The sequence below is a fragment of the Paenisporosarcina macmurdoensis genome (assembly GCF_042658845.1).
Taxonomy (GTDB): domain Bacteria; phylum Bacillota; class Bacilli; order Bacillales_A; family Planococcaceae; genus Paenisporosarcina; species Paenisporosarcina macmurdoensis.
In genome coordinates, this window is record NZ_JBHSRI010000025.1 from 44,440 (window position 1) to 65,293 (window position 20,854).

The following is a 20,854-nucleotide window of genomic DNA, read 5'->3' on the forward strand; positions in this document are numbered from 1 at the left end:
TGTTTCATAGACAAAAAGATTGATTCAATAATATTGTTGATTTCCGTTTCAAGCGGACTCTTTCCACGGGGCGGGCGGTGAGCCTCCTCGGTCGCTTCGCGATCTGCGGGGTCTCACCTGTCCCGCTGATCCCGCCGGAGTCGCCGCCTTCCACTACAATCCATGAAGTGAGTAGTAACCAACAAGAAAATCTATCAATTGCTTATTGCTATACAAGAATAAATGATTCTAAGTTAAACCAACCTATAATCGTAGTTGCCATTTATATTAGTTGATTGAAACGCAGGTGGCGACTTCAGCGGGAATAGCAGATGTTTTCTGCACCGAAAGCGAAGCGGCAGGTGCATGAGCTGAAGACCCTGCAGGAGCACATGTTTTCGCAGTGACGAGGAGACTGAAGCCATGCCCGCGAAAGCCGTCCACCGTAGCGAAAATCAACAGGCTACTATGGTTTCTCTTCTAAAAAGGAAAGGGTGTCCAGGTTTCTCTTAACTAATAGTATGGATTAAATAATAATATGAAGTTAAGTAAGAATAGTCGGGGTTTACAAAGGAATAATAAGAATGGCCATATGAAAATAATGGTGTGCTTAGTAAACGCCATGAATATATATAAACCATTTTGATCAAGTTTTAAAGCCGTTTTCATCTAATTTTAATGTTGGCCGGGTAAAGTAAAGATAACGAATAACAGAGAGGGAGATAATCTATGGGATATTATGATGAACAACCACCAAAATCACCAGAGCCAGAAGACCGTCCACTACAACAAGAACCAAGAGAGACAATAGAACGACAAGAGCGAAGGGAACCAGCGACTCGAATTGTTAAGAAGGGAAGTAAAGGTGGCTACTTTTTTAGCGGCTTATTAGGTGTCATGATTGGTGCATTAATTGTATGGCTAATGTTACCTTCACTCGTTGGTATGATGCCTGGTAGCGAAACATTAAGCGACAATGATTCAAATCTATCGTCAAATAAATCTCAACAATTATCTGCAGACATAACAACGGATGTCACAACTGCAGTAGAAAAGGCAGCAAATTCAGTTGTGGGAGTGACAAACATTCAAGCAACATCCGATTTTTTAAGCCCTTCGAGTGAAGGACAAGAAGCAGGTTCAGGATCTGGTGTGATTTATAAAAAGTCTGGTAATAAAGCATATGTCATAACAAATAATCATGTCATTGAAGGTGCTAACCAAATTGAAGTGACATTATCAGATGGTTCGAAAGTAGAAGCGAAATTACTGGGGACAGATATTTGGACAGATTTAGCTGTTCTTGAAATGGATGCCTCAAAAGTAACAACAATTGCTGAATTTGGAGATTCGGATGCATTAAAACAAGGGGAAACAGTGATTGCAATTGGTAATCCACTTGGTTTAGATTTCTCAGGATCTGTAACAACAGGTGTAGTATCTGGTAAAGACCGAGCGATTCCTGTTGATTTAAATGGTGATAACCAAGTCGATTGGCAAGCCGAGGTATTACAAACGGATGCAGCTATTAATCCAGGTAATAGTGGAGGTGCTCTCGTAAACTTAGCTGGGCAATTAATAGGAATAAATTCGATGAAAATTTCCCAAGCGACAGTTGAAGGAATAGGACTTGCGATTCCCGTTAATTCAGTCATTCCTGTTATCGAAGATTTAGAAGAGTTTGGTGAAGTGAAACGTCCTTCGATGGGTGTTACACTAGTAGACGTTACAAACGTTTCTGCATTCCACCAACGCGACACGCTACGTTTACCAGAAGAAGTCTCAACTGGTGTTGTCATTGACAAAGTCGTAGATGGTTCAGCGTCAGATGAAGCAGGATTAAAGCAATATGATGTGGTCGTTGAAATGGATGGAGAAAAAATTGAAAATATGATCGATTTACGTAAACACCTATATAATGAAAAAGAAATAGGTAACAAGATGACCATGAAAGTTTATCGTGAAGGTCAACTCATGGAAGTCACTTTAACATTAAAAGATAATTCAGCATTATAAAGACTTAAATGGGGTTGTGGATGACAAGAACAAATTGTGGATAACCCTTTTCAATTTACAAAAGATTTACACAGCGAGTAGAACGTGCAAAGGCGCACCTTCCCTACTCGCTTTTAGTTTGTTAAAATAGATTGTGGATAAAGTAAGACGAATTGTGCATAACTTAGTGGATTATTCGTAAATCGAAAGGATGAAGAAAAATGAAAATTAACTGCTGTCAAACCCATATAGAACATGCACTTGACATGTTCGTGGCTGAGCAAAATACCTTCCCGATTTTAACAGAACTTTCAGATGAAAAAAAGTTATCCACAAAATGCGATTACTGTGATGTCGCAGCAATATATTTAGTGGCGAACAAATGATTGCATACTATATATAGATTACCTTGTGGATATGTGTATAACTTCTGTGGATAACGTGTTTGTAAATAAAGTGTAAAGGTGGATAACCTGTGAATATCTCAATAATTTCCGTAGGGAAGTTAAAAGAAAAATATTTAAAAATGGGAATTGAAGAATACACAAAACGATTGGGAAGTTATGCAAAAATCGATTTAGTAGAAGTAGCTGATGAAAAAGCGCCAGAAAACTTAAGTGATGCAGACATGGAAATCGTTAAGAAAAAAGAAGGCGAACGAATTTTAGCAAAAATTGGAGCGGACACTTATGTCATCGCCCTGGCAATTGAAGGGAAAATGAAATCGTCCGAACAGTTAGCGGAAGATTTGCAATCACTGATGACCTATGGCCGCAGCAAAGTGGCGTTTGTTATCGGAGGATCACTCGGATTACACGAAGACGTGATGAAACGTTCAGATGAAAAGTTATCATTTTCAAAAATGACACTGCCACACCAATTGATGAAGTTGGTGCTGATCGAACAAGTGTATCGGGCATTTAGAATTATGAAAAATGAACCGTACCATAAGTAACTGAGGTTTTTTTTAATATAGTAATAGTAGAGGGACTTCAAAAAGGATACAGAAGTGACTAGTGAGTTGTCGGCGATTGCAAAGTGGAAAAAGAAATAAATCGCGTTTACATATAGTATGGAGATATAATCCAATCTCTTTCCCGTGTATTGTGAGAATCCCTCGAAAGACGATATAACCTTTCTGAAAAATGGTTATATCGTCTTTTAATCATTGTCTCAAATAAGTTAGTTGCCCAATATTCACTGCTTTAGTTAAAGACAAGACCGGATTGGATTAACTTTCATTACTTTTCCGACATAAATGCAGGTTTGAAATAAAGTGGTACCGTTTAAAAAAGATGTACCCTTTGCAACAAAATTAAACTGTTTATAATAAAGTTGCACCGTTCCCCCCCCTAAAGTCACATGAATTTTCATTTACAAAATCCCTAATAAATTTAGCACCATAGAAATAGTACTTGTCACGAAACTGTCCCCTGTCTCGAATAAATCAGTTTGTCCGAACCTTCTAAGTAATTGTATTTCTAGTCAAAAGTCTTTTTAGTTCAGCAATACTTAAATAGTTGCCATCCTTTTTTTTATGTAGCATGGCATGACAATTTGGGCAAACAGGGGTTAAATCTTGCTCATAATTAACTTTATATTCACGTCCAATCAGTTGTAAGGGAACGATATGATGCACATGTATGAAATTTTTCCCTAAATCTCCGTAAACGTCTTTAAAATTCATCTCACAAACTGTACAGTTATATCCGTATTTTTCAACACATTTTTTCCTTGCGATAGAACTCCTTTCATATTTGTTCACGGTTATTGTTCTTATATGTCCTTCGTAAATATCATTTTCTTCAATATCATTGAAAACCCCTTCAGAGTAGTAGTCATTGAAGTTATCAGCTATGTATTGAGAAAGTTGCGCTTCACGAATTTTTATAGGTCCCTGTGGTGCCCCTTTTAATCCGTGTTCTTTCAAACGTTCTAAAGTTAAAGCTTCAGAATCAACACGATCTAATAGTTTTAAACGGACGTACTTACCCTCTAGGGATTTTTCATATTCATCAATATTTATCCAATATTTTTTATCATCTATTATCTCATTAGAACCAATGTTTACTTTTTCTACTTCAGTTTTAAACATTACACGTTGAGACGGTTTTGTTGCGTAGATATATACAATGTCACCGACTTGATAGTTAGCCTTTTGTCGCCAATCAATGCAACTAAATTCATCAAAAGCACTAATATGATCGTACATCTTATTATTAGCTGAAATCATCCATTCCATTTTTTTTCTCCTCTCTAGTTTACAACGCGTGATATTCCGTATTACTAGTTAGATTAATTACGTTAGCGTTGTAAAATATGGTAATAAAATAGTTTATTACCAATTATATAAGTAATCTATTAATAATTGCAAAGTGAATATTCAAGTTATTGTTCAAGCTGTTGATCTTTTGATAATTATAGATTATAATACTAATGTAAGAGAAAGGATGTTCGCTTTATGAGTAATCAATTAAATGTAGTTGAGTTGTTTGCTGGTGTAGGTGGATTCCGTTTAGGATTAGAAAAAGCAGATGCTAGCTTCTTTAAAACAGTCTGGGCTAATCAGTGGGAACCAGGAAAAAAAGTACAGCATGCATATGATTGCTACGCTAGTCATTTTAAAACAGATGATAACAATCTAGATGATATAAATAATGAAGATATCAGTACAATTGAAAATTCAGTTTTTGAACGGTTAAATATAGATTTATTAGTTGGTGGATTCCCTTGCCAAGACTATTCGGTTGCTCGAACTTTATCTGGGGAACAAGGTATTAAAGGTAAAAAAGGGGTTTTATTTTGGGAGATAAAACGGATTATTGAAAATAGTCATCCTCAATATGTATTGCTTGAAAATGTTGACCGTTTAATCAAGTCACCTGCAAAGCAACGAGGCCGCGATTTTGCTGTTATGCTTGCAGTGTTCCGCGATTTAGACTATATCGTTGAATGGCGTGTAATTAACGCAAGTGAATACGGAAATGCCCAGCGTAGAAGACGTGTTTTCATCTTTGCTTACAAGAAGAATCTTGACTACGCGGAACAACAAATGAGCCTTCCGACAGATGATTTATTATTTAAAGATGGATTCTTTGCACGTACATTTCCGGTAAAAGAGACAGCATTCAAAGGACGTAATGAAAAAGATCAGAAGTTGCCAGAGGATGTAGTTGAAATCTCTGACCACTACTCTTTTCAATTTCATACGGCGGGCATTATGATTGATGGAGTTTTTCATACCGTACAACCTGAAGCAAAAGAACCCGCGCCAATTGCATTAAAAAACAAATTATTACCAGAAGAAAAAGTAGAAGAAGAATATTATTTAAAAGAAGCAGAAATAGAGAAATTTGATTATTTACGCGGTTCAAAGAAAATAGAAAGAATTTCTAAAGATGGCCATAAATATATCTATGCAGAAGGAGGCATGTCTCCAGTAGATGATGTAGATTTACCAGGGAGAACGATGTTAACTAGCGAAGGGTCTATTAATAGAAGCACGCACGTAGTAGAAGTAGACGGGCGTAAACGTTATTTAACACCAATTGAATGTGAGCGTTTAAATGGATTTAGTGACAACTGGACATTTGGCATGCCGAAACGTATGCGATACTTCTGTATGGGAAATGCTCTTGTTGTAGATTTAATAAAGGATATGGGAGAGAGAATAAAAGAAATTGCATTAGTTGAAAAAAAAAAACCATGCAATTAAAATTCCCTATTTAAAAAGGAGTATCTTAATAAATGAAAATGAATGTTTATGTTCTGAACTTTAATACAGATACTTTTAAAGTAGAGGCAGATGTAGTGGAACTTACTTACGCTTCTTTAGACGAGCAGTACAATCAATTAATCAATTTACTAGATGCAACTGGACTTGATGTTATAGATTATAACGATGATATTGCTATACTAGTTGACGATGTAGGTTTTGAGAAGACAGATAACCCTATTTATAATTTGGTGGCAGAAGACGGTCTTACGTATAAATTGACAGGTAAGTTATTGTTTGTTCGTAATGATTATAATGAAGAGAGTACAGATTTTGGAGGTATAACCTATGAAGATATTTTTCATTTAAGAAGGTTATTAGATATTCAAATAATTGGTGCGGTCAAATAAAAGAGAAGGTTTATACCATATGCAACATAGTGATAAGGAAAAAGATAAAAAAGTGTCAGAATATAAGAGGGCACTGCAAAAGGTGCCTAGATATAGATTTCTTCTTGAAAATAATCATCTATTTTTCAAAAAAGAAGATTATTTTCAAAACATCAAAAAAATACAGCCTTTCCTTCACTTAGGAGAGGCTGTATTTTTTATGAAATAGGTTTTTGTGTTACTACCTTATTTATAACATCCATCTTTCATTGGACAAGTTTTACAAATTGAGGTATCAAAATATAAGCTGTTAAATTGATTACGTCCAATATCCTTTTCGCCTTGTCTAGCTTTACGTATACTCCAGTGTACTACTGTAAGGGAGTTTGTCGTAAAGTTTTTGATGTTCCTTTCTAACGGTTCTTCTAAGTCTAGAGACTGCTTTACTAAGAACCACCATTGGCTTTTTTCTTTCTAGGATTTTCAAGTATAGAGTAAATTACACTGTATAGTATAATTTATGTATAATATTTGATAATAAAGAAGGAATCAAGGGGGTGTTTGTTTTGGCAGGACATATTTTTTCCAAAAAACAACTAGAAAATATTTTTAATAATGTTATTGGTAAAACACTAGGGGAAGTAGATCGAAATAATGTTTTTGATAGAGCAAAAACAAACCCAAAAATTACAGGTATCGCAGGAGATGTTATTGAACAGTCTGTACTGGGGTATCGACCGGATTCTATTCAAAGTCCGGATCTATTTGTTGATGGTAAGGATATAGAGTTAAAAACTACAGGTATTAGAAAACCCAAAAAGAAAAGTAACCATCAATTTGAAGCGAAAGAGCCTATGTCTATTACTGCAGTTTCTACCAAAAAAATTGCAAAGGAAAATTTCGAGACATCTAAGTTTTGGCATAAATTAGAAAGGTCGTTGCTGGTTTATTATCACTATGATTCTAATGTAACTGTAAAAGCTATAGATTATGCTAATTTTGTTATTAAGGCTTATCAATTTCATGAGTTTTCCGAGGAAGATAAAGAAATCTTGAAGAATGACTGGACTATCGTTAGGGATTTTATTAAAAATTTACAAAAGGAATATGACATTCCAGAAAATGAGTATCATAGAATTTCTTCTGAATTAAGAAAAGACTTAATGTTCATTGATATTGCTCCTAAATGGCCTAATAGACCGAGATTTCGTTTAAAAAGAACAACTGTTTCAAATATTGTCCAAAAACACTTCGGTGAAAAGTTTGAAGAATTAAGTACTAATTATTCTACATTTAGAGAATTAGATGAAAAATTGCATCTTTTAACAGAATTGCATCATGGAAAAACTATTAAACAACTAATGTTAGAGTTTAGTATCCCGATATTGACAGATAATACAAGGGATTTACATAAGTCTATTTCTGAGCAAATAGTTGTTAGAATGTTTGGCGCTAAAGCAAAAAAAATAAGTAAGATTGAATTATTTAATAAAATTGGAATTATCCCGAAAACTGTAACTCAAACAAAAAGTGGAACTAAAACGGAGGATACGAAATTATGTCCAATAGATTTTACTGAATGGACAAATGATAGTATTGATTTTGAAGAATCTTCGGTTTTTAATTATTTTAACAATCAACAATTTTTGTGCATTCTATTTGAAGAACCATCTTTTTCTTCAAAATTGCAAGAAAATAAATTTTTAGGATTTAAAAGATTAATTTTTCAAGATAGTTTAATAAAAAACGATGTAAGAAATGTCTGGAACGACGTTAGAGAGTTAATTAATAAAAATCAATTAAAAGAATCCATAGTATACAAAAAAGATGGTGAACCAACCATAAATAAAACAGGAGAATTGAAGACTTCTATTAATTTTCCAAAATCAAGAAATAATACTTTTTTCATTAGAGGTTCAGGTATAGATTCTGCTAAAAAAACATTAATTATTAATGGTATAAGTATGTATCAACAAAATATATGGGTTAAAGGGAAAACATTAGTAGCAATGCTAAAAGAAATAGATTTTATTTGATAATTTGAAATTGTTGGAGACGATAATCCGGTATCTGCTTAACGTAGATATTTATTTAATGTACTTCATACTGACATAATATATATAAAAGGACCTTTAAAAAAACGAGGTGAATTTAATGATAAAATTCAAAGACTTACGAAATTCAGATTTGATACCAGGGGAAATATATGAAGCAGGTCATACAGGGGGCTTTTTTGCTGGTGAAGTAATAAGTAATATATTTAAATTTGATAACTTGAGAGGTATTGGTAATCAAGGAGGAATCCGTAGATCAATGATTGAAAACAATCCCTCTCTCAGTAATGAAGAAGCTTTTGTCATTCTATTAGACACAAAAGGAGATCCTGACTGGCCAAATAAATATAATAATTCAACCAAAATTTTAAAATACTATGGTGATAACAAAGATCCGAAGAAACAATATTTAGATACAAAACAAAGAGGAAATGAAGCATTTGAAAAATATTATCGCCGAGCATATAGTAAAACGAATGAAAATATTGCTCCCTTCTTTTACTTTGAACGTATAAATGGAAAGGATGTACGATTTATTGGAATTGCAGTGCCCTTTGTTGAAGGAACAACGATAGGTGAGGCTTTAAATTTAGATAAGTTTACAAAAAAAGGCGAAGGTGATTACGAAAATTATGTAGCTCGTTTTACGATTCTAGAAACTCCTGTACCTCGCCAGTGGCTATACGATTTGAAAATCGCACAAAATAAAAGTGAATATTTTCCTACCGTTTGGTACAACTTTTTGCAATCAAGAGAATTACCATCCAAAAATAAAAATTATGTGTTAATTCCAGATACAACTAATCATCCTGAAAATACCGGTTATCGTATGACTGCATATCGTAAAACACAATCAAAATTTCGCAGTCGACTCTTAGATCGTGAATCTGGATGCCAATTATGCAATCTATCCATCCCTTCATTATTGGTAGCTAGCCATATCGTACCTTGGGCTATTGCAGATGAATCTCAGAAAGTGAATCTTAATAACGGTCTACTTTTGTGTATCTCACATGATGCTTTATTTGATAAATGTTTTATAAGCTTTAATGAAGATGGTCAAATTCTCATATCAGATGAATTACCATCGTCAGAGTTTGAGCGACTTCATATTAATGAACAAATGATTATCGATTTACTACCTGAACAAGAACAATTTATGCGGATTCATCGAGCTGCAATCCGAACTTAATAACTTAAATAGTACTGTCCCTATGTGTTAAGCTCTTAATAATTTAACTCTTAGAGTCAATTGATTTCACTTGTAGAGCTGCATAAAAGAATGGGTCGGATTAATTAGTTTTAAATCAAATAATTCTGAGAGAGAGCTGATGAACATGAAAAGAGATTTATTACTAGCTACTTTGAATTATGGAATTGAACAAGTAGAAATGAGTGATATTTCTATTATGGACTTTGGTGAAGAGCAGCCAGCAGCAAATTTGCTGAGTCTGGACGAACAGTTACAAAGTCTAAAAGAAATGCGCGATACATTTGTATCCAGTACCACTGCTAAGTTGCTATTGCTGATTACTGATTGTACGTTGAATAAAGAAGCGATGCAGAATGCTGCGCCCAATTTAATACAAGAACTAGCTTACGAGTTATTGTTAAAAGAAAATATTGATGAGAAGAGTGCCGATAGTATATCAGATGCGGTTTTTGTACTGACATCGAGACTAGTTGCAGAAGCTGGTTTTTATAAATAACGAAGAAACTTAAATGCATGCCCTTCCTAAACGTTTATTTGAGGAGGAATTAGAGAGAACTATTACAAATCATTAGATACAAAGCAATTAGAGCTATTAGAAGGAGGATTAAAAATCCTTAAAGACGGCGGACCATATACATTAAGAAATATAGAGAAAGAATGGATCGAGAGGGCATTGAAAATTTCTTGAAGATTCAAGATGAGACCGTCCCGTGTGTATGTTCATTCTCATAACTTGAAGCCGCATTTAAACAAAGTGGAGAGTAGAAAGAAGCCTTTAGGTGAAAATTCAGGTTAATAAATTTAAGGTAATATTTGTATTAAATGTAAATATAAACTAATATTATAAACATGATACGATTAATATAAGCCGTAATTCCATTCGTGGAATTACGGCTTTTTCTATTTGAGGAGGAGTAATTTATGAAATGTTACAAAGTGCAACTAGCTAATCAATTGGAGCTACTAGAAGGAGGAATTGAAATGAAGCAACAACCCCGAAAAAGAATTAATATTGTCAGCGTTAAATTAGTAAAGGAATCGAGCCTACTCTACAAAGAAAGAAACATCCGATCACCACAAGATGCTTACAAGTTGATGAAACACTTTTTAGGGGACCTAGATCGTGAAGCTTTCATTGTTATTAATTTGGACGTGAAGAACTCTCCTGTCTCCATTAATATTTGCCACATAGGTAGTCTTAATGCAAGCATCGTTCATCCGAGGGAGGTAATGAAGACTGCTATTCTCTCAAATGCTGCTTCAATCATGGTAGGGCATAACCATCGTGTGACATGTTCGTAACTGAAAAGGTTACGCACGCTGTCTGAAAGTCAAAAGACTGGAAGAGAGTCGTGAACTCTTCACTCGATAGGTAGAATGATAGGGTAACGCCTTGAAATGCCTACTCTGATACTCCGACATGCGATATCCGAATGTGTATAAAAAATATCGTGTGAAGCTCGGTAAAGTCGGCTGAAGGTTGCCGTAATGCCATTATTTTGGTAATCGAAATCCAACCAGAGATGGCTGGTGCAACTGATAGGTCGGGAGTCGTAAAAAGCTTAATATGGTGAGAATGTGGTAACACACTGACGAACTAGCGAATGAAATGTCTGTGATTGGCGAGCACTTAGAAATGAGTGAGCTTGATGAAAGAGTCAAGCACGTTCCGTGGGCGAGTACCTATGGTGGTTTCGAAAGCTCCATGCACCGTTAAAGGCGGTGGAGAGGACGTCAGGCAAGAGCTAGCACCTACGTTAAGATATAAAGATAGAGTGAAGGGAACGTGGAAAGCTATCGACATGGAGAGTACACACTCGACGAAATGGTAGGAAGGAAAGGATCAATCTATAACTTCCTTTAACGATAGTGAGAGTAGAGGCATGAGCGTTGAAGTTTCTGTAATGGAAATGGAGCAACAGCCTCAAGTCGAATGTCTATTATTATTTCAACTCAATCAACTCAAGGATTCTCGTAGGATTAAAAAGGTCACGACCCATGATTGGAGCGTGATAGACCTTGAAAGAAAATTATAAGAAAATCCCAAGAATGAAAAACACAATATATCTTGATTTCTGAATTTAAATGAAGAACAGTTGAAAAAGCTGAATAATCTCCGTCTATTAGTTGGAAATGAAGTAATCATGCAAGGGGATAAAAATAATTGGACAGATTGAGGAAAATGAAATAAATAGACAATCGATGGAACGCCGTGTGCGATGAAAGTTGCACGCACGGTGTGGAGCAGGGGAAAAGGTGGAGATACCTTCAAAGCCTTACCTATTGCTATCGAGCGGCAACAGTTCTCCGTCATCCGAAGATATTGAGGTAACGAAGCGACTGGTTGAAGCAGGAAAGATCATTGGTATCGAGTTACTCGACCATATTATTGTTGGAGATGACAACTTTGTTTCGCTTAAAGAGAAGGGATACATCTGAAAGGGGGAAGTAAGAATGGAAGAATTGAATTGGTTTGTTGATACGTTAGAGAATGAGTTTCAAGTAAAAATGGATAGAAGACAAATAAGTTATGAAGGTAATGAACTTTATCTTGATGAGATCGATGAATCACTCATACCGTCAGAAATGTTTGATAGCCTACCTGAGTCTCTCCTATTTGAAACGATGCTTTATGAAGATGATATAAAAACGGAGTGGCTTGGAGTCATTGCATTACATCCGAAAACAAACGAATGGTGCTTACAAGTTATCTTAAAAGACGGAGTAGTCGTACTCAGGAAAAAAGCAGATTAGGAATGTTTCTATGTTCCGATTGCAACTCATCGTATTTAAAATCTCAAATGAAATAATCAAATGGTCTTAGTTATTAAAAGATAGTGCAATTGAAAAATAGAAGGGAAAGGGATATGCATGCTACTAACGAATTTAGCAGTAAAAACATTTGGAGGGAATATTTTTTGGAAAACAATTGATTCAAAGAGTGGATGGAAGCTACAACAAAACGTTTTTACAGAACATTTTAGGATTCTTGATACAGAAAATGTGCGGCAAGCGTGGAGTTGGGATTGGATAGTGATAAATACTGCTTTTAGAAAGTTTACCCGTCTCACTTTAATAGAAGGATAAATGCCATTCATGTAATTTATCATGAATGGCTATTTTTCTATTTAAAGTTATAGAGTTAACATCTTTAAAAATTTCATTAAGAAAGAATTGGAGGCAGTTCCATGTTTGAAGATCAAGTAAGGCGTTTTGTTACAGATAGAATATATAAAGAGATCCCGCCAAGAATCATCGATCATTTGTGGTGGGTAATAGATGGATTAGTACAGGCAAATGAGGAACTAAGCTGTATTCAAATATTTAAATTAAAGGGTGAAGAGGATAGACAAAATATTATTCATCAACAGCTAAACGTTCCGTTCTTTAAAGAATCGACTATCCATATAGTTGATGGTGAACCCCTTCCAGAAAGCGTTATCTGGGCAGTTGATACAGGCGAATTTCAGACCCTACTCTTTCCAGAAGAAATGTATTAAATCCTTACCAGTAAATACGGAATTCATAGCAAAAAACTCATATGAATAACTTAATGAGTGAGTTAATAACACATATAAAAACTAAGAATAGTCTCTTTAAAAAGCGGGAATTGTTATCGTACTAAGGGTTTTAGCCAGTTTTCAATGTATATAGTTCATGATTTTATTTAAAGAATGTCGAGAGTAGAAATTAAGACTACTTGTATGGTGGTGAAAAAGAATGTGGGTAAAAATTGTTGTTCCAATACTAGTTGCAGTGGCAGTCGAAGTTGTTCGGGAAATCACGAAAGAAAAATAGGAGTCATGAATGCTAAGAAAAGCGTTCATGGCTCTTTTTTATTTGGAGGCATGCAGGAATGAGTGTACTAAGAGATTTTCAACAAAGGCTCATTGAAGATGGTAAAAGCCCAAAAACGATTGAATCGTAATGACGTAAAGCAATTCCAGTTGTATCTTACAGAGAAGGCAGCTGATGACAAACAGCCGCTTTCCGGAAGCCATTGCCTTCGGATTCAAAAGAAATTCTCAAACTGAGGTGAAAGTTAAACTCGATCAGGATGTAAATCTATACCTCTTTCTTGAAGATACTTTAGACCCCTGGACAGAACAGAGGTTAAGTAATTAATTGTAAAAAGAATGGGAAGGAGTGTTTCATATGTTTGCCCATAAAACAAAACGCTACATGACAAGAGCAATCGCAGAAGAACTGCACAGTGAAATCTTAATCCTCCTGTGGCAATTGATTGATAGACAGAAAGAGCAGGAACTCACATTAGATTACCTTCAGGTGTTCGAGCTTTCTGTTAGTGAAGGTCAACAAGCCATTACTCATAGACAAGAAATACCTGAAAGAAGGGAAACCTGGATTATTCCTCTAGAAGAAGCGGAACCAATAGCTAGGACGGTCTGGTGTATTGACAATGACGATGGACAAATGATGTTATTCCCACAAGACTACTAGTGAACAAAAACTGCCCGTTTCCATAAAACTTTGGAACGAGGCAGTGATTGTTCGATAGTATCCCCAAACTTATCCCTATTTTTTTCACAACCATACATATATAAACATTCATATAAATTCATCTACGTAGAGGTAGTTTCTACTTTTACGTAGATGTAAAAACGATGTAGGGGGTCGCACACATGTATGGTGAGAGAAGAAAGAGAAACATTGATATGTCGAGGTTTGAAAGAAGCGATCAGACATTAAGTATCTTTAAGGACAAAAATGAAGAGGTAAATGATGAATTCCAAGTAGAGGACGACGAGTACGAATATGAAGAGATTACAGTAGACTTAGAAGAGGAACTAGAAGAAGAGCTGGAAGAGAAAATAAATGAAGAGCAGTTAGCAAAAGATCCTCAGCAATTATACATTGATGGTAAGCCATTCGTACCTAAACAAAAGAAGAGAAAGCTATCATTCGAAGAATCTCATATTCGGATAACGACATACTTAAGTGTAGATAATCATTTGATTGTCAGAATGCTGTTGAAACAAAATCAAATAACATCAATAACCGCTTTAATAAATGATAGTGTGAAAGCATACTTGCTGAGTGAGTTTTCCGATGATACCAATCAATAATAAATGATATTTACTAATATTAAAAATAAAACTTGCTATTAGATAATATTAATTGGACTATCCCTATTTAAAGGGATAGTCCAAAAGATTCATTTTTTAGATTAGCAATTAACCTCAGATATTAACCCTACAAAGCTTTACGTAAGTACCTCCTCCCGGATAGCTCCAATGGTGACAAAAAAGTGGATTAATTAAGTCTGCTCATTGCTCAATTATCGAATTGAATTAGTTGAAGTAAATAAACAATCTTTGTAAACTAGCATTATAACTTCATCATATTCATAGTACGGCATGGAACTTCAATCGTTATCTTTATTAGCATGGTTGGAGTGTTAACGTCCGCTACCCATTGGGAATAAGCGATTACGTTAAAGTCATGAAGACTGAGAACCTACTAGGTAATCGGACCCTCGACACCATTTTCCACAAAATATTTTCTAATACACAGGGGACAACTTGTGATATTTAGTCAATCATTTTGTGGGAAATGGTGTTTTTTGCTTCTATTGGATAATTGATGAGTTGTTGGAGATAAGAATGAAAGGAGAGTTGGGCAGTCAGATAAAAAGAATCAAATAATTTAATGAGACGAGGGGTTAATGGAAATGAATACACAAAAAAATGCATTATACACTGCAATGGATTTCTGGAGTAATGGTTCTTTTAGAGATGATCACTTTGATGGTGAAAATGGATTATATCGTTTATCAGCAAGAATTCCTTTGGATCCTAAATCAACTGTACCGAGGGTGTTAGAGTATAGCCACTATTTGATTGGAAAGTTATATGAGCTATCAGTAAAGCCTACACGTATGTTCATTCATGACAATATGTTTGAAGTTGAATGGAGAGCAATTGGTTACCAAGTAGTTAGTAGTAAAGCACAGTATATGGAGCTAATTCTTCATTTTGCTCATTTTCTTGAAAGAAATCAATTCGATAACATCGATTTACAACTTGGTTTTCTTTCTGATTGTCCGGTTGGAAGTATTCATGAAATCCCAATGAATGATATTAACTTTTCACCTCAATTTAACATAGAATGTTTTGGCTCGAAGGGAACGATCGAAGTGATATGTATAAAAAAGGATTTTAAATAAAAGGAATTTGATTGCACGAATTCCATATGAATTAAGTACTAAAGCTAGATAAATTATTCATGCAAAGGTCTTTAGTTGACCTTTGCATCCAAATATTACTTCAAAGGAGGATGAACATGGCAGCTATGACTTATAGAAAAACGCATGATACCAAATATCCTGTTTCATCATTACAGGCAAATAATGCGGAGATTCGGATTCACTCAGATTTAATTGATTCTAACATCATGAACCTTCATCAAACTTGTATACAATTTGGTGAACTTGCAGAACTCACTTTGATGAATGTCTCTTTTGAAGTAAATGAACTTGTTATCAAATGCGACTTGCATTCTAGTAAAGTGAAACTACCTACGGTGAATAACATAGACCTGTTATGGAAGCAGTTAAATCAAGCGATTGTTCAGGCATTTGATGCTCAGGTTATCGGATTTGCTGAGATAACGATCCATTTCAACGAAACACCAATTGAAGAGGAATACTATTTGAGTTAAATGAGTGTGAAAAAGTTGACGAGGTCCGTAAAAGAATATAAAGAATCGATTTTTAACTCATCGGAAAAAGCGTTGTTTGCAGTCCAGTAATAGCACGATGAAGAGCTCATAAAAACTTTAGACAATGATATTCCTTTTATTATAAGATCTCTTAAGAATTTATGGACCCAGGATACTCCTAAGTTTAGATGGTTACTGAGAAAAGACCGGTTGACCCTGCTAACCCATTAGTTCGGATATAAGTTAGAATAAGTTCCATTTCCGTACGTTCAGTTAAAAAAATCATTGAAGCGGGTTAGCTATATATTCAATCATTACAAGTATTAAGTTTGGATGGATAAGCACATTATCCATCCAACACATGGGAGGTTTATTAATGAATGATGATGATGAACAACAAGCCACAATTCCGTTGAGCTCATTTCCACCTAATCGGCGTAAACGCAAAATAGACATGAAACCAGATGTTGAGAATTCGCAGATAGATGATGCCTCTTTAGAGGGAAATGTTACCCGAATTCCAAAAGTAAGAAAAAAGACTTCAGTACCCAAAGGTGAAGTTGAAGAGTATTTCCCAAAAGAAAAACATGGACATTTCCGTGTGAAGGGAACCAGTCTCTATACTGCTGAAACCAAAGGTAATGATGGTTCTGAATCCCAAAAACTTCTCGGAAGAATCGTCTATATAAAGGAAATATTGCACCGAATTGATGTGGACCCCATCGAAATATATTTAAAGCTTCGCTATTGGTATCACTCCCAGTGGGAAGAAATCATGATTCGCCGGGATCAGTTGCAGGTGTATGAATTGTCAAAGTTGATGATATCTGGAGTAGATGTTGCTTCGTATAAGGTGAAACAAGTTGCTATGTTTCTTGATTATCAAGAATCAGATGCACCGAAACGCTACGAACATACAACGCTTGGATGGACAGTGGAAGGAAAAAAGAATATTTACAAGCATAATCAAATGGTAGGTGATTCGGTGTACAATTCAAGATTTGAAGGCGATTTTATTCTATCAAATGGTACATTTCAAGGATGGCAAGACGTAGTTAAGCAAGAGGTGATGGGGCATGTTCCTTTAGAGTTTGCGTTAGTTGCAGGTTTTTCAGCTCCAATTGTTTCTTGGATTGCGAGGGATTTCGACATGGAGGTGCTCGTTCTCCATGCTTACGGGGATTCCTCCAAAGGGAAAACAACTGCAGCTCGATTATTCGTTTCCCCTTTTGGTCGTCCTGCTAGAAAAGATGGTGGATTGATTCTAAACTGGAAAGCTACCCAAAATAATATGATTGGAAGAATTGCAAACACTCATGGTATTCCACTTGCTCTTGATGAAGCTTCCATGAACAAGATGAGTGATTTTACAGAGATTATCTATTTACTAGCGGAAGGTAAGGAAAAGGGGCGTATGACGAAGGAGATACGCTTACGTAAAGAGAGAACTTGGTCAGGAACCTTTTTCTCAACAGCTGAACATTCGCTTCTAATGAAATCTAATCAAAACACAGGGCTTTTTGTTCGATTACAAGAGTTTGACAATGCCGATTGGACAATTGATGGACCACATGCTAGTCGGTTGAAAGAAGGTCTACTTGAACATTACGGACATGCCGGACCCTTGTTTGTAGAGTATTTAATCAAATTAGGAAAACCAAAAGTATTCGAATTAGCTACAGAGTGGTCAAAAAGGGTGCATGACAAAATGCCTTCTCAAGATGGGAAGTCGCAAAGGATGTCCGAGAAGTACGGGATGTTGATGGCAACCGCTGAACTGATGAATAAATGCTTCGTGTTTCAAGTCGACCTTGATAAATTACTTGAGTTTCTTCTTGCACAGTATCAAACCGTCGCTACATTAGGGGAGTATGATGAACGTGCCTATGAAGTACTGAAACAACTAATCATGCAACATCACACCAAATTTGCACGTGACAATGATTTACCCGTCGCAAATGAAACTTGGGGGAAGATTTTCAAAAAAGTAAATGGCATTGAAGTGGCATTTATCAAGCAGGTATTTAGAGATCAGCTAATAGCAAGAGGCTTTGAGAATCCCGATCAAATCCTTTCTAAATGGAAAGCCAAAAATTTGCTACTTACAGAAGAAGGCAAGAAGACAAAGAAACGAACTATTGCAGGGATTTCTTCCCGTGATATGTATGTAGTAAAGTTCAAAGAAAATATGTTAGAACCAATTGAAATGGAAACAATTAAGTACCGTGAGAAACAAAAGAAGATACTCGACAAAAATACAGGTATTCAATTAGTTACTGAAATAAGTTATATGCCTATTAATGAGGACCTTGAATCAATCGACGACATGTAAAAAATTGTTGGAAAATTTCCCGAATTGAGTTCAGACTCATTGACTTCTCTTGTGTTCCTTTAAGAAGACCCAATCGACCCCTCTTTAAGTGAAAGTGTTAGAAAAAAATCTACCAGCTTTACCTATTTACTATATTTAGAAGTGGGTCTGATGGGTCGATAGGGGATCATCTCTTTGGAGTCAAAGAATACGGAAGTTTCTGGAGCATGGTCTCGTATGGGTCTATAGGGTAAGTTTATAAAAATAAAAAAGAGGTGCAATCAAATAAGAAAATATATTACTTGTTCATGAAGTTCTTAGAAACACATCTATATATCCTTCTACTTCACCAAACAACTAAAATTTGCCCGCTCGCTCTCATTTCCATACACAATCTTATAATGTAGGAACAGAAATGCTCTAACGAGAAAGAAGAGCCTGACGTTCGACACCGGTATACGCACTAATTTGTTCTGTTATTGCCAATGAAAAGTATCTATAGGGGGAATGATTAAATTATGGGATATCAACAATCTTACAGTATCAGCGATTTGGCCAAAATAATGGATATGAATTGGCTTATTGAATACATGCCAGATGATTTAGAGGAACGATTTGATGTTTCTATTGAAGTCATACAAGAAGTAATCACGGGAAAAATTTCTGATCCAACGACTCATTTATCGAAAAAATGGGACCAGGATATACCATTCAAATTTATGAAGTAACACGAGTTTTATGATTTTAGGCATATGATCGGGCATCTCGTTATAAAAAAGGTAGCTACTTACTTTTGAAGAAAATAATATTTATTTGAGGAGGGTGGAAATGCTAATGAAAAACGAATCGAAAACTACACAATACGATTATTTCATTGATGCAGTCGCAGACCTGATTTTAGCGTACCATGTGGAATCTAGTGAGCCGGACCAGGAAACTGATGTTAAAAACATACCAGTTTCAAATGATGATTCATAAAACGAGAAGGTGAAGAAACTGATGCAAAATGTGTCACTCTATCTAAGAGTTAGTGGACCTGAGCAATCAGAAAAAGGCTACAGCCTAGAAGCTCAGGAGTATCAATTACGAGAACACTGTAAACAACGAGGACATACAATTTATCGCGTATATATAGATGCTGGCATCAGTGGAAAAGGAGTTTTGGAGCGTAAAGGTCTCCAGTCCCTTTTACATGATGCTAAGGAACTCAAATTTGATGGTGTAATCGTTTGGAAGATTAGTCGCCTTGCCCGTAATTTAAAAGATTTGCTTGAAATTGAGCAGCTATTTGTCGAACACAATATTTCCTTGAAAAGTATGAGTGAATCCATTGATACCAGTACCGCACATGGCAGATTAGGGCTGCAAATGTTAGGAGCTATGAGTGAGATGGAGCGATCAATTATTATGGAAAACACGAAAATGGGTCGCCAAAAAAGAAGTCAGCTCGGAAACTACTGTGGTGCGCATATATTTGGTTATGATGTGATTTCAAAAGCGGTTTGTATCGAAAAGGAATTTTCTTCGAATTTAGTAATCAACGAAGTCGAATCTGAGATTGTTCAAAATGTTTTCCAGTGGTATACACAGGGCGGTTTAGGGTTAAAAGCAATTGTTAATCAATTAAACAAGGCTGGAATGAAGTCTAAAAAGGGTGGATTATTTAGCCTTACAACCGTAAGACAATTGTTATTAAATTCAACATATGTTGGAAAAATTAGCTACACCTCAGATGAAGGGAAACAGATTGTTGAAGGTCACCATCCGCCAATTATTAGCTTAGATGTGTGGGAGAGAGCTCAATTTAGATTAAATAAAAAGAAAAACAGATCTACATTTGCTACTGGTTCGTTTCCATTCTCATCATTCATGAAGTGTCCTTTTTGTGGGAGTGGTATGTCTGGTCATAACGTGAAAAATACGTTGAAAACAGGGAATGTTGCAGCCTATCGATATTATATGTGTAATCGATACATCAATAAAGGCATCATTGCTTGTCGTCCAAATTCTATACCAGCAGACAAGATAGAACAAACTATATTTAATCGTATTCAATCATTCGTTCAACAACCTAGTATTGCTCACCAATTGTATGAACGCATTAATGGTGTATCAAGTAATGATGGTAAAGCAAATGCCTCTAAACACGATTTAAAGAAACGTGAAGGCATACTAAACTTTAAAAAGGAATTACTCATGTTGGATTTCGAGAAAGATCGTATCGACGAACAGGAATTTATTACGAATATCTCGAAATTGAATCAAGAAAACTTGGATTTAGTGCAACCGAAAGAAGAAAGCATTCCTATAAAACCAACCATTTCGATGAATAAAGTCAAGAATATGCTTGATCAATTCGCAATAGTAATACAAAATGCTGATACCGTACGACAGCAAGCCTTATTTAAAACAATGCTTTCTCGTATAGAAGTAAATAAGCAAAAAGAGCTTGTAAATATTGAATTTCGTTTTATGAATACACTTATTGAAGTGGCTGCGGAATAATCAGGGGGAAAA

At 35.4% G+C, this 20,854-nt stretch carries 21 protein-coding genes and 2 pseudogenes; 22 read left to right on the forward strand and 1 reads right to left on the reverse strand.

Annotation, left to right across the window (positions count from 1 at the left end; all coding sequences use genetic code 11):
• Nucleotides 1–708 precede the first annotated feature (708 nt).
• The 3 genes from ACFPYN_RS13870 to rlmH all read left to right on the forward strand — a co-directional run bounded on the left by ACFPYN_RS13870 (nucleotide 709) and on the right by rlmH (nucleotide 2,929).
• Entirely contained in the window at nucleotides 709–1,995 is a 1,287-nt protein-coding gene (locus ACFPYN_RS13870) for a S1C family serine protease (RefSeq protein ID WP_377735012.1), read from the forward strand.
• A gap of 200 nt (nucleotides 1,996–2,195) precedes the next feature.
• A complete protein-coding gene (locus tag ACFPYN_RS13875) occupies nucleotides 2,196–2,360 on the forward strand; it encodes a CxxH/CxxC protein (protein ID WP_377735013.1) in 165 nt (54 codons plus the stop codon).
• Between the two features lie 89 nt (nucleotides 2,361–2,449).
• Nucleotides 2,450–2,929 (forward strand): 23S rRNA (pseudouridine(1915)-N(3))-methyltransferase RlmH, encoded by a 480-nt coding sequence (gene rlmH, locus ACFPYN_RS13880; protein ID WP_377735015.1) that lies wholly within the window; start codon nucleotides 2,450–2,452, stop codon nucleotides 2,927–2,929.
• A gap of 510 nt (nucleotides 2,930–3,439) precedes the next feature.
• Here rlmH and ACFPYN_RS13885 read toward each other — a convergent pair.
• Entirely contained in the window at nucleotides 3,440–4,216 is a 777-nt protein-coding gene (locus tag ACFPYN_RS13885) for an HNH endonuclease (protein WP_377735016.1), read from the reverse strand.
• Between the two features lie 219 nt (nucleotides 4,217–4,435).
• Between ACFPYN_RS13885 and dcm the strand changes: the two genes are divergently transcribed.
• The 19 genes and pseudogenes from dcm (at nucleotide 4,436) to ACFPYN_RS13980 (ending at nucleotide 20,842) form a co-directional block, all read left to right on the forward strand.
• Nucleotides 4,436–5,689: a DNA (cytosine-5-)-methyltransferase gene (gene dcm, locus ACFPYN_RS13890; protein ID WP_377735017.1), complete on the forward strand. Its 1,254-nt coding sequence runs from the start codon at nucleotides 4,436–4,438 to the stop codon at nucleotides 5,687–5,689.
• Between the two features lie 32 nt (nucleotides 5,690–5,721).
• Nucleotides 5,722–6,099 (forward strand): hypothetical protein, encoded by a 378-nt coding sequence (locus tag ACFPYN_RS13895; protein ID WP_377735018.1) that lies wholly within the window; start codon nucleotides 5,722–5,724, stop codon nucleotides 6,097–6,099.
• A 19-nt stretch (nucleotides 6,100–6,118) separates the two neighbouring features.
• Entirely contained in the window at nucleotides 6,119–6,307 is a 189-nt protein-coding gene (locus ACFPYN_RS13900) for a hypothetical protein (protein ID WP_377735019.1), read from the forward strand.
• A gap of 328 nt (nucleotides 6,308–6,635) precedes the next feature.
• Entirely contained in the window at nucleotides 6,636–8,114 is a 1,479-nt protein-coding gene (locus ACFPYN_RS13905; protein ID WP_377735020.1) for a MutH/Sau3AI family endonuclease, read from the forward strand.
• 118 nt (nucleotides 8,115–8,232) lie between these two features.
• Complete coding sequence (locus ACFPYN_RS13910) at nucleotides 8,233–9,324, forward strand: HNH endonuclease (RefSeq protein ID WP_377735021.1); 1,092 nt, start codon at nucleotides 8,233–8,235, stop codon at nucleotides 9,322–9,324.
• 145 nt (nucleotides 9,325–9,469) lie between these two features.
• The gene (locus ACFPYN_RS13915) at nucleotides 9,470–9,841 is read left to right on the forward strand and encodes a hypothetical protein (RefSeq protein WP_377735022.1); all 372 of its coding nucleotides are present in this window, start codon (nucleotides 9,470–9,472) and stop codon (nucleotides 9,839–9,841) included.
• A 425-nt stretch (nucleotides 9,842–10,266) separates the two neighbouring features.
• Nucleotides 10,267–10,629: pseudogene (locus ACFPYN_RS13920) on the forward strand (JAB domain-containing protein); the annotation flags it as partial.
• 1,008 nt (nucleotides 10,630–11,637) lie between these two features.
• Nucleotides 11,638–11,784 (forward strand): annotated as a pseudogene (locus tag ACFPYN_RS13925) (JAB domain-containing protein); the annotation flags it as partial.
• Nucleotides 11,785–11,799: 15 nt separating this feature from the next.
• Complete coding sequence (locus tag ACFPYN_RS13930) at nucleotides 11,800–12,099, forward strand: hypothetical protein (RefSeq protein ID WP_377735023.1); 300 nt, start codon at nucleotides 11,800–11,802, stop codon at nucleotides 12,097–12,099.
• Nucleotides 12,100–12,533: 434 nt separating this feature from the next.
• Nucleotides 12,534–12,845, forward strand: coding sequence for a DUF960 family protein (locus tag ACFPYN_RS13935; protein ID WP_377735025.1), 312 nt, complete (start codon nucleotides 12,534–12,536; stop codon nucleotides 12,843–12,845).
• 472 nt (nucleotides 12,846–13,317) lie between these two features.
• Nucleotides 13,318–13,470, forward strand: a complete 153-nt coding sequence (locus ACFPYN_RS13940; protein WP_377735027.1) for a hypothetical protein — start codon at nucleotides 13,318–13,320, stop codon at nucleotides 13,468–13,470.
• 30 nt (nucleotides 13,471–13,500) lie between these two features.
• Nucleotides 13,501–13,806, forward strand: coding sequence for a DUF960 family protein (locus tag ACFPYN_RS13945; protein ID WP_377735028.1), 306 nt, complete (start codon nucleotides 13,501–13,503; stop codon nucleotides 13,804–13,806).
• A gap of 182 nt (nucleotides 13,807–13,988) precedes the next feature.
• Nucleotides 13,989–14,432, forward strand: coding sequence for a hypothetical protein (locus ACFPYN_RS13950; RefSeq protein WP_377735029.1), 444 nt, complete (start codon nucleotides 13,989–13,991; stop codon nucleotides 14,430–14,432).
• A 605-nt stretch (nucleotides 14,433–15,037) separates the two neighbouring features.
• Nucleotides 15,038–15,532, forward strand: coding sequence for a hypothetical protein (locus ACFPYN_RS13955; RefSeq protein WP_377735031.1), 495 nt, complete (start codon nucleotides 15,038–15,040; stop codon nucleotides 15,530–15,532).
• A 116-nt stretch (nucleotides 15,533–15,648) separates the two neighbouring features.
• Entirely contained in the window at nucleotides 15,649–16,026 is a 378-nt protein-coding gene (locus ACFPYN_RS13960) for a hypothetical protein (RefSeq protein WP_377735032.1), read from the forward strand.
• 376 nt (nucleotides 16,027–16,402) lie between these two features.
• The gene (locus ACFPYN_RS13965; protein ID WP_377735033.1) at nucleotides 16,403–18,358 is read left to right on the forward strand and encodes a DUF927 domain-containing protein; all 1,956 of its coding nucleotides are present in this window, start codon (nucleotides 16,403–16,405) and stop codon (nucleotides 18,356–18,358) included.
• Nucleotides 18,359–18,855: 497 nt separating this feature from the next.
• Nucleotides 18,856–19,065, forward strand: a complete 210-nt coding sequence (locus tag ACFPYN_RS13970; RefSeq protein WP_377735034.1) for a hypothetical protein — start codon at nucleotides 18,856–18,858, stop codon at nucleotides 19,063–19,065.
• A gap of 106 nt (nucleotides 19,066–19,171) precedes the next feature.
• Complete coding sequence (locus ACFPYN_RS13975; protein ID WP_377735036.1) at nucleotides 19,172–19,315, forward strand: hypothetical protein; 144 nt, start codon at nucleotides 19,172–19,174, stop codon at nucleotides 19,313–19,315.
• A gap of 21 nt (nucleotides 19,316–19,336) precedes the next feature.
• Nucleotides 19,337–20,842: a recombinase family protein gene (locus ACFPYN_RS13980; protein WP_377735038.1), complete on the forward strand. Its 1,506-nt coding sequence runs from the start codon at nucleotides 19,337–19,339 to the stop codon at nucleotides 20,840–20,842.
• The last annotated feature ends 12 nt before the right edge of the window (nucleotides 20,843–20,854 follow it).

Bases quoted from the DNA above. Each gene is read 5' to 3' on its own strand.
- ACFPYN_RS13870 (WP_377735012.1), top strand. From the start codon at position 709: ATGGGATATTATGATGAACAACCACCAAAATCACCAGAGCCAGAAGAC.
- ACFPYN_RS13875 (WP_377735013.1), top strand. From the start codon at position 2,196: ATGAAAATTAACTGCTGTCAAACCCATATAGAACATGCACTTGACATG.
- ACFPYN_RS13885 (WP_377735016.1), bottom strand. From the start codon at position 4,216: ATGGAATGGATGATTTCAGCTAATAATAAGATGTACGATCATATTAGT.
- dcm (WP_377735017.1), top strand. From the start codon at position 4,436: ATGAGTAATCAATTAAATGTAGTTGAGTTGTTTGCTGGTGTAGGTGGA.
- ACFPYN_RS13895 (WP_377735018.1), top strand. From the start codon at position 5,722: ATGAAAATGAATGTTTATGTTCTGAACTTTAATACAGATACTTTTAAA.
- ACFPYN_RS13900 (WP_377735019.1), top strand. From the start codon at position 6,119: ATGCAACATAGTGATAAGGAAAAAGATAAAAAAGTGTCAGAATATAAG.
- ACFPYN_RS13910 (WP_377735021.1), top strand. From the start codon at position 8,233: ATGATAAAATTCAAAGACTTACGAAATTCAGATTTGATACCAGGGGAA.
- ACFPYN_RS13915 (WP_377735022.1), top strand. From the start codon at position 9,470: ATGAAAAGAGATTTATTACTAGCTACTTTGAATTATGGAATTGAACAA.
- ACFPYN_RS13930 (WP_377735023.1), top strand. From the start codon at position 11,800: ATGGAAGAATTGAATTGGTTTGTTGATACGTTAGAGAATGAGTTTCAA.
- ACFPYN_RS13935 (WP_377735025.1), top strand. From the start codon at position 12,534: ATGTTTGAAGATCAAGTAAGGCGTTTTGTTACAGATAGAATATATAAA.
- ACFPYN_RS13940 (WP_377735027.1), top strand. From the start codon at position 13,318: ATGACAAACAGCCGCTTTCCGGAAGCCATTGCCTTCGGATTCAAAAGA.
- ACFPYN_RS13945 (WP_377735028.1), top strand. From the start codon at position 13,501: ATGTTTGCCCATAAAACAAAACGCTACATGACAAGAGCAATCGCAGAA.
- ACFPYN_RS13950 (WP_377735029.1), top strand. From the start codon at position 13,989: ATGTATGGTGAGAGAAGAAAGAGAAACATTGATATGTCGAGGTTTGAA.
- ACFPYN_RS13955 (WP_377735031.1), top strand. From the start codon at position 15,038: ATGAATACACAAAAAAATGCATTATACACTGCAATGGATTTCTGGAGT.
- ACFPYN_RS13960 (WP_377735032.1), top strand. From the start codon at position 15,649: ATGGCAGCTATGACTTATAGAAAAACGCATGATACCAAATATCCTGTT.
- ACFPYN_RS13965 (WP_377735033.1), top strand. From the start codon at position 16,403: ATGAATGATGATGATGAACAACAAGCCACAATTCCGTTGAGCTCATTT.
- ACFPYN_RS13970 (WP_377735034.1), top strand. From the start codon at position 18,856: ATGGGATATCAACAATCTTACAGTATCAGCGATTTGGCCAAAATAATG.
- ACFPYN_RS13975 (WP_377735036.1), top strand. From the start codon at position 19,172: ATGAAAAACGAATCGAAAACTACACAATACGATTATTTCATTGATGCA.
- ACFPYN_RS13980 (WP_377735038.1), top strand. From the start codon at position 19,337: ATGCAAAATGTGTCACTCTATCTAAGAGTTAGTGGACCTGAGCAATCA.